The sequence below is a fragment of the Streptomyces sp. NPDC127117 genome (genome assembly GCF_042677325.1).
GTDB lineage: Bacteria > Actinomycetota > Actinomycetes > Streptomycetales > Streptomycetaceae > Streptomyces.
In genome coordinates, this window is record NZ_JBHXTM010000010.1 from 120,380 (window position 1) to 131,800 (window position 11,421).

Genomic DNA, 11,421 nt, shown 5'->3' on the forward strand with positions numbered 1-11,421 from the left:
CCCGGGTTCGCCACGGCTGTCGTACGCCGTCCCTCCAAGGGCCCATCGGGAAGGCCCTGGGAGGGCTTTGTCCGCGTTCCTCCCTTACTGTCGCCTCAACGGCAGTCGGCAGAGGAGCGCGCGTGACCAACCCCGTACCTCCCCGTGACCGGACCGATCAGCCGTGGCGCTCCGAGGGTGCCCCGCCGCCCCAGCCGCCCGGCCGGAAGATGCCCGGAGGCTGGGGCGGACTGCTGCTGACCGCGCTCGCGGTCTACCTGATCGCCAATCTGGTGCTCTCCTTCTTCAACGGGGAGCAGCAGCGGACGATCGCGTACACGGAGTTCAGCAAGCAGGTCACCTCGGGCAATGTCTCCAAGATCTACTCCAAGGGCGACGCCATCCAGGGGCAGCTCAAGAAGGAGGCGAAGGTCCCGGGGAGCGACGACAAGTACACCAAGTTCGAGACCCAGCGCCCGGCCTTCGCGGACGACAACCTCTGGGCCGAACTGGTCAAGGACGACGTCACGGTCACCGCCGAACCGGTCGTCCAGCAGCGCAGCTTCCTCGCCAACCTGCTGATCTCGCTCGCACCCATGCTGCTGCTCGTAGTGCTCTGGGTGTTCATCGCCCGGCGGATGTCCAGGGGCATGGGCGGCGGGATGGGCGGCTTCGGCCGCAAGGCCCCGCCCAAGCCCGTCGAACTGGAGGGTTCCAAGCGCACCACCTTCAAGGACGTGGCCGGGATCGACGAGGTCGAGGGCGAGCTCAACGATGTCGTGGACTTCCTGAAGAACCCGCAGGAGTACCGGAAGATGGGCGCCCGGATGCCCGGCGGGGTGCTGCTCGCGGGACCGCCCGGCACCGGCAAGACCCTGCTCGCGCGGGCCGTCGCCGGTGAGGCCGGGGTGCCGTTCTTCTCGGCGTCGGCCTCCGAGTTCATCGAGATGATCGTCGGCGTCGGCGCGAGCCGGGTCCGTGAACTGTTCGCGGAGGCGCGCAAGGTCGCTCCCGCCATCGTCTTCATCGACGAGATCGACACCATCGGCCGGGCCCGCGGCGGCGGCTCCGGCATGGGCGGCCACGACGAGCGCGAGCAGACGCTCAACCAGATCCTCACCGAGATGGACGGCTTCTCCGGTTCGGAGGGCGTCGTCGTGCTCGCCGCCACCAACCGCGCCGACGTGCTCGACCCCGCCCTCACCCGGCCCGGCCGCTTCGACCGGATCGTCCAGGTCAGCCCCCCGGACCGGAGCGGGCGGGAGGCGATCCTGGAGATCCACACCCGGCAGATCCCGCTCGCCCCCGAGGTGAACCTGGCCCAGGTGGCCGGCACGACCCCCGGCATGACCGGCGCGGACCTGGCCAACCTGGCCAACGAGGCCGCGCTCCTGGCGGTCAAGCGCCGGCAGTCCGAGGTCACCCAGCCCGACTTCTCGGATGCCCTGGAGAAGGTCCAGCTCGGCGCGGAACGCTCACTGGTCATGTCCGACGAGGAACGCCGCAGGACCGCGTACCACGAGAGCGGCCACGCCCTGCTCGGCATGCTCCAGCCGGGCGCCGACCCGGTCCGCAAGGTCACCATCGTGCCGCGGGGCCGTGCCCTGGGCGTCACGCTCTCGACGCCGGACGCCGACAAGTACGCGTACACCGAGGAGTATCTGCGCGGCCGCATCGTCGGGGCACTCGGCGGCATGGCGGCCGAACAGGTGGTCTTCGGTGTGATCACCACCGGCGCGGAGAGCGACCTCGAACAGGTCACCAACCTGGCCCGCGGCATGGTCGGGCGCTGGGGCATGAGCCACAAGGTGGGCAGGCTGACGGCGATCCCGAGCGACGCCCAGCAGGCGTACGGACTGTCGGCGGCCCCCGCCACGCTCGACGCGGTGGACGGCGAGATGCGGCGGATCGTGGACGAGTGCTACGAGGTGGCCTGCCGGCTGCTGCGCGAGAACCGGGACCGCCTGGACTCGCTCTCCGCCGCGCTCCTGGCGAACGAGACGCTGGACGAGTCCGAGGCCTACCGGGCGGCCGGCATCACCCGACTGGCGAAGTGACGGCCGCCGAGGCCGCTCAGGTGGTGCACACGAGATAGCGGAAGACGTTCGGCATCCAGACCGTGCCGTCCCGGCGGCGGTGCGGATGGAGGGCCTGCGCGACCTCCTTCTCCACCTGGGTACGGTCCGTCGCCCGGACCGCCGCGTCGAAGAGCCGGGTGGAGAGCAGCCCCCGCACCGCGCTGTCCAGGTCCGCGTACCCGAAGGGGCACGCCACCCGGCCCGAGCCGTCAGGATTCAGCCCGGCCCGGAAGGCCAGCTCCTCCAGGTCGTCCCGGCCCGACGGCCGCCAGCCGCCCCCGAGCGGGGCCCGGTCCCGGTCGGAGAGCCGCCCCGCCACCCGCAGCACGGGCGCCGTCGCACAGCGCTCCGGCGGACCCCAGCCTGTGAGCACCACGGTGCTGCCCCGCGCGGCCAGCGGCACCGCGGACCGCAGCGCGGCCACGAGCCCCTCGCCGTCGTCGGACGAGCAGCCGATCGGGGTGAACGCGGTGATCAGGTTGTACGGCATCCCGTCGGACGGCCGGGCCCCGGACGGATCGCCCTCCAGGAGCCGCGGGTGCCCGGCCGGGGGACCGGCGTCGCAGCCCGGATCGGGCAGCAGCCGGGACCGGGCGAGCGCCAGACGTTCGGGATCGGTGTCCACGCCGGTGACGCGCGCGCCCCGGGCGGCCGCGATCAGCAGCGCGAGACCGGAGCCGCAGCCGAGGGAGAGCAGCCGGGTACCGGATCCCACTTCGAGCCGCTGGTACACCGCTTCGTACAGCGGTGCCAGCATCCGCTCCTGGATCTCGGCCCAGTCCCGGGCACGGTTTGCGGGGTCCGTTCGGGTGGATGTCTCCGCGCGGCTGTGGTGCCGGACGAGCGTTGGTGTCATGGAAAGCGCCCCAATCCGCCGAAGATCGGCCGTGTCCGGTCGGTAGTGCCCGAGTGGTTGCTCCCCCGTGTGTCCGCCCCGCTTCCCCCGTATGTCAGAGAACTGCGCATCCGCCGCCGCGTCCAGGGGTGCGATGGCAATGGTTGCGTGGAGCGGTGACGCGTCCCGTGGCACCGGGGCCCGTCGCCCCGTCCGGTGGGCGGTGTCGCCGTACGATGCGCGCCATGGCAAAGGCACCCGTTCTCACGCCCCAGGCCGAGGACTTTCCCCGCTGGTACCAGGATCTGATCAACAAGGCCGAACTCGCGGACAACGGCCCGGTGCGCGGCACCATGGTCATCCGGCCGTACGGATACAGCCTGTGGGAGCGGATGCAGCAGGAGATGGATGCCCGTATCAAACAGGCGGGCGCCCGGAACGCCTACTTCCCGCTCTTCATCCCCCAGTCTTACCTGACACGCGAGGCCGAGCACGTCGAGGGCTTCGCGCCGGAGCTCGCGGTGGTCACCCACGGCGGCGGGAAAGAGCTCGAAGAGCCCGTGGTGGTGCGGCCGACCTCCGAGACGATCATCAACGGGTACTTCTCGAAGTGGGTGCAGAGCTACCGCGATCTGCCGCTCCTGATCAACCAGTGGGCGAACGTGGTGCGCTGGGAGATGCGCCCGCGGATCTTCCTCCGTACGACGGAATTCCTCTGGCAGGAAGGCCATACCGCCCATGCCACCGATGAGGAGGCCCGGGACTTCGCCGCGTACATCCACCGCGAGGTCTACGCGGACTTCATGATCAACGTGCTGGGCATCGACGTGGTCCTCGGCCGCAAGACCCCGGCCGAGCGGTTCGCCGGGGCCGTCAACACGCTCACCCTCGAAGCGATGATGCGGGACGGCAAGGCCCTTCAGATGGGCACGAGCCACGAGCTCGGCACCAATTTCGCCAAGGCGTTCCACACCCGCTATCTGTCCCGGGAGGGCCGGCAGGAGTTCGTCCGGCAGACCTCGTGGGGCTCCTCGACCCGGATGGTCGGCGGCCTGATCATGGCCCACGGCGATGACCACGGGCTCCGCGTGCCGCCGCGGCTCGCGCCGGTCCAGGCGGTCGTCCTCGCGGTCAAGGAGGACGGGGCCGTGACGGCCGCGGTCCGGTCCGTCGCGGAGCGGCTGCGCGCGGCGGGAATCAGGACCGGGACCGACGACCGCACCGACACCCCGTTCGGCCGCCGCGCCGTCGACTGGGAGCTGAAGGGGGTGCCGGTACGGATCGAGATCGGCCCGCGCGATCTGGCGGACGGCACCGCGATGCTGGCCCGGCGCATCCCCGGCGGGAAGGAGCCGGTCCCCGTCGAGGCCCTGCCCGCGCTGCTTCCGGCCGTCCTGGAGGAGGACCAGGCGGCGCTGCTGCGGGAGTCCAGGAGCCGCCGCGAGTCGGCCACCAGCGACGTCACGACGGTGGCGGAGGCCGTGGAGGCGGCAGCGGCGGGCGGCTGGGCGCGCATCGCCTGGTCGGCGCTCGGCCCGGCGGGCGAGGCCCGGCTCGCGGAGCACGGGGTGTCCGTACGGTGCCTGGTCGCCGGGGACGGGTCGGTGCCGGAGGCGGACGACGAGCCCGGTAATGTCGCCCTGGTGGCACGCGCTTACTGACGCCCCGCCCGCCGCCCCGCCCGCCCGGGGCCCCGGCGTACGGCGGCCGCCTACGCGTCCGGGCGTACGCGTCGCTACGTACCGGCTTGGTGCGAGCTGTGAGGCTTCTCCGCAGATCTGCGCACCCGCCCTCGTCGGGACGCATGCAAGGGCAACTGACTGGTACGTGCAAATTATTTGGGATGGCCCGGAATCGGAACACCGGGGCACTCGTGCTCGTTGTCACGACGTGAGCACGACACCACCTGTACTTGCCGCAGAGCTGGCACAGGCGTGGGCCGACATTCAGCGGTACCACCCCGAGCTGCCGGATCTAGCCGCGCCCGAGTCCCTGATCGGAGAGTCCTCGTCCGCCTGTGGCGCCGAACTCTCCTTCGAGCGACTGCTCCATGAGGCAGTCCACGGCATCGCCGCCGCGCGAGGCGTCCGCGACACTTCGCGCGCCGGCCGCTACCACAACCGCAGATTCCTCGCGATCGCCGAGGAGCTTGGCCTCGACCACGCCGAGGAGCCCCACCCCAGCAGCGGCTTCTCGCTGGTCGCCCTCAACCCCGAGGCCAAGCGCCGCTACCGCCCGACGATCGAGCGGCTGCAACGCGCCCTCAAGGCGCACACGGTCGCCACCGCCGCCGACACCAAGCGTTCCTTCCGCGGGCCCGCCGCCCGGCACGGCTCCTCCGGCGGGGGAGTCCGCGTCAAGGCCGTCTGCGACTGCGGCCGCAATGTGCGGGTCGTCCCGTCGGTCCTGGCACAGGCGCCGATCGTCTGCGGAGGATGCGGGAAGCCCTTCCGTATCCCGGAAGCAGCGGTCGCGGTGGGGTGACCCTGCACGGTGTGGCACAATGGCTAGCTGTACTCGACAGTCGCACAGGACCCCTCTCTCCTCCGGCTGACGCGTCCATCGGGCACCCGAGTACCGCAACCCCACGTGGCATCTTCGTTGTGCCCACCCACGTCATAGACCAGGAGACACCACTTCCGTGGCAGTCAAGATCAAGCTGAAGCGTCTGGGCAAGATCCGTTCGCCTCACTACCGCATCGTCGTCGCCGACTCCCGTACCCGCCGTGACGGCCGGGCCATCGAGGAGATCGGTCTGTACCACCCGGTGCAGAACCCCTCGCGCATCGAGGTCAACTCGGAGCGTGCGCAGTACTGGCTGTCCGTCGGCGCCCAGCCGACCGAGCCGGTTCTCGCGATCCTGAAGCTCACCGGTGACTGGCAGGCCCACAAGGGTCTCCCGGCCCCCGCGCCGCTGCTGCAGCCGGAGCCCAAGGCTGACAAGCGCGCCCTGTTCGAGGCTCTGACCAAGGACGGCGGCGACGAGTCCAAGGGCGAGGCCATCACGCAGAAGGCGAAGAAGTCCGACAAGAAGGCGGACGAGGCTGCTGACGCGGCTGCGCCCGCCGAGTCGACCGAGGCCTGAGCATGCTCGAGGAGGCTCTCGAGCACCTCGTGAAGGGCATCGTCGACAACCCTGACGATGTGCAGGTCGCCTCGCGCAACCTGCGCCGCGGTCGCGTGCTGGAGGTCCGGGTCCACCCCGACGACCTCGGCAAGGTGATCGGTCGCAACGGCCGCACCGCTCGCGCACTGCGTACCGTCGTGGGCGCCATCGGCGGCCGTGGCATCCGCGTCGACCTCGTCGATGTGGATCAGGTTCGCTGACAGAGTTGAACACCGGCACGGGCCGGGGAGGGCCATGCGCCCGCCCCGGCCCGTCGTCGTATGACAGGAGAGACACAAGGTGCAGTTGGTAGTCGCGCGGATCGGCCGTGCCCATGGCATCAAGGGCGAGGTCACCGTCGAGGTCCGTACGGACGAGCCGGAGCTGCGGCTCGGGCCCGGGGCCGTGCTCGCCACCGAACCGGCCGGCGCCGGACCGCTGACGATCGAGACCGGCCGGGTGCACAGCGGACGGCTGCTGCTGCGCTTCGAGGGCGTGCGCGACCGTACGGCTGCCGAGGCCCTGCGCAACACGCTCCTGATCGCCGAGGTCGACCCGGCGGAACTCCCCGAGGACCCCGAGGAGTTCTACGACCACCAGCTCATGGACCTCGATGTGGTCCTCGCCGACGGCACCGGGATCGGCCGGATCACCGAGATCACGCATCTGCCGTCCCAGGACCTCTTCATCGTGGAGCGGCCGGACGGCAGCGAGGTGATGATCCCGTTCGTCGAGGAGATCGTCACCGAGATCGACCTGGCGGAGCAGCGCGCGGTGATCACCCCGCCGCCCGGCCTGATCGACGCGAGCCAGGCCGTGATCGCCTCCGCCCGGGACGAGGAAGCGGGCGACGAGGAGAGCGGCGACGGGGCCCCCGCGACCGGGAGGGACGCCTGATGCGCCTCGACGTCGTCACGATCTTCCCGGAGTACCTGGAACCGCTGAACGTCTCCCTCGTCGGCAAGGCCCGCGCCCGCGGCCGCCTCGATGTCCATGTGCACGACCTGCGCGACTGGACGTACGACCGGCACAACACGGTCGACGACACCCCGTACGGCGGCGGCCCCGGCATGGTCATGAAGACCGAGCCGTGGGGCGAGGCCCTGGACGACGCCCTGGCGGGCGGGTACGAGGCCGGGGCGCACTCCCCGGTGCTCGTGGTGCCCACCCCCAGCGGCCGCCCGTTCACCCAGGAGCTGGCCGTCGAGCTCTCCGAGCGGCCGTGGCTGATCTTCACGCCGGCCCGCTACGAGGGCATCGACCGGCGGGTGATGGACGAGTACGCCACCAGGATGCCGGTTGTCGAGGTGTCCATCGGGGACTACGTGCTGGCCGGCGGGGAAGCCGCGGTACTGGTGATCACCGAGGCGGTCGCCCGGCTGCTGCCCGGAGTGCTCGGCAACGCGGAATCGCACCGGGACGACTCCTTCGCCCCCGGCGCGATGGCCAACCTGCTGGAGGGGCCCGTCTACACCAAGCCGCCCGAGTGGCGCGGCCGGGGCATCCCCGAGGTGCTGCTCAGCGGTCACCACGGGCGGATCGCCCGCTGGCGCCGGGACGAGGCGTTCCGTCGTACCGCCCTCAACCGGCCCGATCTGATCGAGCGCTGCGAGGCCGAGGGGTTCGACAAGAAGGACCGCGAGATGCTCTCGATCCTCGGCTGGTCACCGGAGCCCGGCGGCCGATTTTGGCGCAGGCCCGAGGCCGTGGAAGAATAGGCCGCTGCTGTACGTCCGGCGTACGCCCCTGCCACAGGGGGAATGACGTCCGCCCGACGCGATCAGCACCCCATCTCTCACTATCTCCCGTCGATGACCTGTGGCATCGGCGAAGAAAGCAGACAACATGGCTTCCCTGCTCGATGGCGTCAACGCCGCATCGCTGCGCACCGACGTCCCGGCGTTCCGCCCCGGTGACACCGTCAACGTCCACGTCCGAGTGATCGAGGGCAACCGCTCCCGTATCCAGCAGTTCAAGGGCGTAGTCATCCGCCGCCAGGGTGCGGGCGTCAGCGAGACCTTCACGGTCCGCAAGGTCTCCTTCAGCGTCGGCGTCGAGCGCACCTTCCCGGTGCACAGCCCGATCTTCGAGAAGATCGAGCTCGTCACCCGTGGTGACGTCCGTCGCGCCAAGCTGTACTACCTCCGTGAGCTCCGCGGCAAGGCCGCGAAGATCAAGGAGAAGCGCGACAACTGAGCTGACTCCCAGGTCCACAGGTCGGCCGGATAGGCTCTGGCCCCGATGGACACGGAAGCAAAGCCCTCGGAGCGCGACCGCTCCTCCGCACCCGCAAAGGCGCCGGAGGAGGGGTCGCGCTCCTCGTGTATCCCGGATCTGCCGAGCGGCGCGATCTCCTGGCGGCGGACCGCCGCGCTCGGCGCCGTCTGCGCGGTCTTCGTGCTGCTCCTGAGCAACTACGTGGTGCAGCCCTTCCTGATCCCCAGCGGCTCGATGGAGCCCACGCTGCGGGTGGGGGACCGGGTGTTGGTGAACAAGCTGGCCTACGGCTCCGGCTCCGTGCCGCAGCGCGGCGACGTGGTGGTCTTCGACGGCACCGGATCGTTCGTTCAGGAGCCCCCGCAGGAGAACCCCGTCACCGGTCTGATGCACTCGGTGGCCGCGTCCCTGGGCCTGGCCGAGCCGGCCGAGACCGACTACGTGAAGCGGGTGGTGGGCGTGGGCGGTGACCGGGTGGTCTGCTGCGACAAGCGGGGCCGGATCGGGGTGAACGGCCGGCCGGTCACCGAGAGCTATCTGCACCCCGGGGACGCGCCCTCCCAGGTCCGCTTCGACATCGTCGTGCCCGACGGCAAGCTGTGGATGATGGGCGACCACCGCAGCAACTCCCGCGACTCGCGCGACCACCTGGGCGAGCCGGGCGGCGGCATGGTCCCGGTCGACATGGTGATCGGCAGGGTGGACTGGATCGGCTGGCCGCCGAGCCGGCTGAGATCGCTGCCGGACAGCGCCGCCTTCGCCGACGTACGGGCGCCGGGCGGGGGCCATGGGTAACCGCGGCCTCGGGCGGTCCGGAGCCGGGGCGGAGCCGTCGGCCGGGGGTTCGCTGCCGACCAGGGCGGAGCGGCGGAAGCTGGCCCGCAGGGTCAAGCGGCGGCGGCGCGGGGCCGCGGTGGGGGAGATCCCGCTGCTGATCGTCGTGGCGCTGGTGATCGCGCTCGTGCTCAAGACGTTCCTGGTGCAGGCTTTCGTGATCCCGTCCGGGTCGATGGAGCAGACCATCCGGATCGGTGACCGGGTGCTCGTGGACAAGCTGACGCCCTGGTTCGGATCCCGGCCGCAGCGTGGTGATGTCGTCGTCTTCAAGGACCCGGGCGGCTGGCTGAAGCAGGAGAACGTCGACAAGAAGGACCCGCCCGTCGTCGTCAAGCAGGTGAAGGAGGTGCTGACCTTCATCGGGCTGCTGCCCTCCGACGACGAGCAGGATCTGATCAAGCGGGTGATCGCGGTCGGCGGCGACACGGTGAAGTGCTGCGGCAAGGACGGCCGGGTCAGCGTCAACGGCGTACCGCTCGACGAGCCCTATCTGTACCCGGGGAACCCTCCCTCCCTCATCAAATTCGAGGTAAAGGTTCCGGCGGGCCGGATCTTCGTGATGGGTGACCACCGGTCAGATTCGGCCGATTCGCGCTATCACCTGGACGAGCCGGGACACGGCACGGTGTCCGAGGACGAGGTCGTGGGACGGGCCGTGGTGATCGCCTGGCCCGTCGGCCACTGGCGGAAACTGGAGGAACCGGCGACGTTCGGATCGGTCCCTGACGCGCGTGCCGGGTCGGCCGGCGGGTCGGCCCGGTCGAATAGTGTGTCGTCCCGGGATCTCAACGGAATGATCCCTCTCCCGACCCCTGCGGAACTCCCGCTCGTTATGGGAGTGGTGGGCCTGCACCGGCTGGGGCGCAGGCGTGGCACGGAGTGAGGAGTGGATGTGGGGGATTTGGCCGTCGGCGCACGATCCGGACACGAGGAGCCCGAGGACCGGCCGGACCGTTCGGGTCATGCCGAGTCCGCCGGGACGGCGGGCCGCGCGGGGAGTGACGGCGCCACTCCGGACGGCGGCGGCGGGGCCATGAAGAAGCCGCGCTCCTTCTGGAAGGAGCTGCCCCTGCTGATCGTCATCGCCCTGGTTCTCGCGCTGCTGATCAAGACGTTCCTGGTGCAGGCGTTCTCGATTCCCTCGGATTCGATGCAGAACACGCTCCAGCGGGGCGACCGGGTGCTGGTGGACAAGCTGACCCCCTGGTTCGGCGCGGAGCCGGAGCGCGGCGAGGTCGTCGTCTTCCACGACCCGGGCGGCTGGCTGGACGACACCGAGGAGGTCCACCCGAATGTGGTCCAGAAGTTCCTCAGCTTCATCGGCCTGATGCCGTCCGCCGAGGAGAAGGACCTGATCAAGCGGGTCATCGCCATCGGCGGCGACACGGTGGAGTGCAAGGAGAACGGCCCCGTCGTGGTCAACGGCAAGGCCCTGGACGAGCAGTCGTTCGTCTACCCCGGCAACACCGCCTGCAACGACGCGCCGTTCGGCCCGATCACGGTGCCCGAGGGCCGGATCTGGGTGATGGGCGACCACCGCCAGGACTCCCGCGACTCCCGCTACCACCAGGAACTGCCGGGCAACGGCACGGTCTCCAACGACGAGGTCGTCGGCCGGGCCTTCGTCGTGGCGTGGCCGATCAGCCGCTGGGCGACGTTGCCGATCCCGAAGACCTTCGACCAGCCGGGACTGGGGACCGCGGTGGCCATGGCGCCCGGTGCGATCGGTGTCGCCGGGGCTGTGCCGATCGTGCTCTGGCGCAGGCGGGTCCGGCCGGCCTCCGAGCGGCGGAAGTGACTGACGTCCCGTCATGACCCATTGGGCCGAGCCGGTTCGTCGGGGCCGAGCGATGGTCTTGTGGCCGAGCGATGGCGTTGTGACCGAGGAAACGGCAAGATCGAATGAATGCGGGACACTCGCCGGGTGTTCTTCATGGGCCTCAGGAACTCCCGCTCGTTGTTCGGGGCAGTGGGCCTTTGAACGGACAGGGTCCTGGAGAAGGCGGGGGCGCATAGTGAGGACTGGATGTGAGTGACGTGGCTGCCGGTGCACGACCTGGACACGGAGACCCCGCGGAGGGGCCCGACCGGTCCGCTGATCCTGCCGTCGACCCGGCGGCCGATTCCGCGACCGGCCCGGCGGCCGATCCGGTTGGGGGTGCGCCGGATCCGGACGTGCCCGCGGACGAGGAGGCCTTGGACGGGGACGGCAAGAAGGCGGCGAGAAAGCAGCGTCCCTTCTGGAAGGAGCTGCCCCTGCTGATCGTCGTGGCGCTGGTTCTCGCGCTGCTGATCAAGACGTTCCTGGTGCAGGCGTTCTCGATTCCCTCGGATTCGATGCAGAACACGCTCCAGCGGGGCGACCGGGT

12 protein-coding genes and 1 pseudogene are annotated in these 11,421 nt (G+C 70.4%); 12 read left to right on the forward strand and 1 reads right to left on the reverse strand.

Features of this window, described 5'->3' with window-relative positions; all coding sequences use genetic code 11:
• Window positions 1–122: 122 nt before the first annotated feature.
• A complete protein-coding gene (gene ftsH, locus ACFVH0_RS11970; protein ID WP_385819435.1) occupies window positions 123–2,036 on the forward strand; it encodes an ATP-dependent zinc metalloprotease FtsH in 1,914 nt (637 codons plus the stop codon).
• 16 nt (window positions 2,037–2,052) lie between these two features.
• Here the strand turns inward: ftsH and ACFVH0_RS11975 are convergent, their stop codons facing one another.
• Window positions 2,053–2,913: a class I SAM-dependent methyltransferase gene (locus tag ACFVH0_RS11975; RefSeq protein ID WP_385819436.1), complete on the reverse strand. Its 861-nt coding sequence runs from the start codon at window positions 2,911–2,913 to the stop codon at window positions 2,053–2,055.
• Window positions 2,914–3,137: 224 nt separating this feature from the next.
• On the opposite strand from ACFVH0_RS11975, the gene proS reads away from it, so the two are divergent.
• From proS to ACFVH0_RS12030, 11 genes and pseudogenes are all read left to right on the forward strand, one after another.
• Window positions 3,138–4,553: a proline--tRNA ligase gene (proS, locus tag ACFVH0_RS11980; RefSeq protein ID WP_385819437.1), complete on the forward strand. Its 1,416-nt coding sequence runs from the start codon at window positions 3,138–3,140 to the stop codon at window positions 4,551–4,553.
• Window positions 4,554–4,782: 229 nt separating this feature from the next.
• Window positions 4,783–5,376, forward strand: coding sequence for a hypothetical protein (locus ACFVH0_RS11985; RefSeq protein WP_072487235.1), 594 nt, complete (start codon window positions 4,783–4,785; stop codon window positions 5,374–5,376).
• Between the two features lie 157 nt (window positions 5,377–5,533).
• Entirely contained in the window at window positions 5,534–5,977 is a 444-nt protein-coding gene (gene rpsP / locus ACFVH0_RS11990; protein WP_072487234.1) for a 30S ribosomal protein S16, read from the forward strand.
• 2 nt (window positions 5,978–5,979) lie between these two features.
• Entirely contained in the window at window positions 5,980–6,219 is a 240-nt protein-coding gene (locus tag ACFVH0_RS11995; RefSeq protein WP_005311361.1) for an RNA-binding protein, read from the forward strand.
• 79 nt (window positions 6,220–6,298) lie between these two features.
• Window positions 6,299–6,895: a ribosome maturation factor RimM gene (gene rimM / locus ACFVH0_RS12000; protein WP_385819438.1), complete on the forward strand. Its 597-nt coding sequence runs from the start codon at window positions 6,299–6,301 to the stop codon at window positions 6,893–6,895.
• Window positions 6,895–7,716, forward strand: coding sequence for a tRNA (guanosine(37)-N1)-methyltransferase TrmD (trmD, locus tag ACFVH0_RS12005; protein ID WP_266911599.1), 822 nt, complete (start codon window positions 6,895–6,897; stop codon window positions 7,714–7,716). The genes rimM and trmD overlap by 1 nt, the downstream gene beginning before the upstream one ends.
• A gap of 127 nt (window positions 7,717–7,843) precedes the next feature.
• Complete coding sequence (gene rplS, locus ACFVH0_RS12010) at window positions 7,844–8,194, forward strand: 50S ribosomal protein L19 (RefSeq protein WP_093545046.1); 351 nt, start codon at window positions 7,844–7,846, stop codon at window positions 8,192–8,194.
• A gap of 45 nt (window positions 8,195–8,239) precedes the next feature.
• Window positions 8,240–9,010, forward strand: coding sequence for a signal peptidase I (lepB, locus tag ACFVH0_RS12015; protein WP_385819439.1), 771 nt, complete (start codon window positions 8,240–8,242; stop codon window positions 9,008–9,010).
• Window positions 9,003–10,054 (forward strand): annotated as a pseudogene (lepB, locus tag ACFVH0_RS12020) (signal peptidase I). Before lepB (ACFVH0_RS12015) ends, lepB (ACFVH0_RS12020) begins: the two are co-directional and overlap by 8 nt.
• On the forward strand, window positions 9,954–10,850 hold the full coding sequence (lepB, locus tag ACFVH0_RS12025) for a signal peptidase I (protein ID WP_385819481.1): 897 nt from the start codon (window positions 9,954–9,956) through the stop codon (window positions 10,848–10,850). The pseudogene lepB (ACFVH0_RS12020) and the gene lepB (ACFVH0_RS12025) overlap by 101 nt, the downstream one beginning before the upstream one ends.
• 239 nt (window positions 10,851–11,089) lie before the next feature.
• A partial coding sequence (locus ACFVH0_RS12030) for a S26 family signal peptidase (RefSeq protein ID WP_385819482.1) occupies window positions 11,090–11,421 on the forward strand: 332 nt, incomplete at its 3' end.

Excerpts from the sequence above, each read along its gene's own strand:
- trmD (WP_266911599.1), top strand. The coding sequence starts at position 6,895 with ATGCGCCTCGACGTCGTCACGATCTTCCCGGAGTACCTGGAACCGCTG.
- ACFVH0_RS11975 (WP_385819436.1), bottom strand. The coding sequence starts at position 2,913 with ATGACACCAACGCTCGTCCGGCACCACAGCCGCGCGGAGACATCCACC.
- lepB (WP_385819439.1), top strand. The coding sequence starts at position 8,240 with ATGGACACGGAAGCAAAGCCCTCGGAGCGCGACCGCTCCTCCGCACCC.
- rplS (WP_093545046.1), top strand. The coding sequence starts at position 7,844 with ATGGCTTCCCTGCTCGATGGCGTCAACGCCGCATCGCTGCGCACCGAC.
- proS (WP_385819437.1), top strand. The coding sequence starts at position 3,138 with ATGGCAAAGGCACCCGTTCTCACGCCCCAGGCCGAGGACTTTCCCCGC.
- ACFVH0_RS11995 (WP_005311361.1), top strand. The coding sequence starts at position 5,980 with ATGCTCGAGGAGGCTCTCGAGCACCTCGTGAAGGGCATCGTCGACAAC.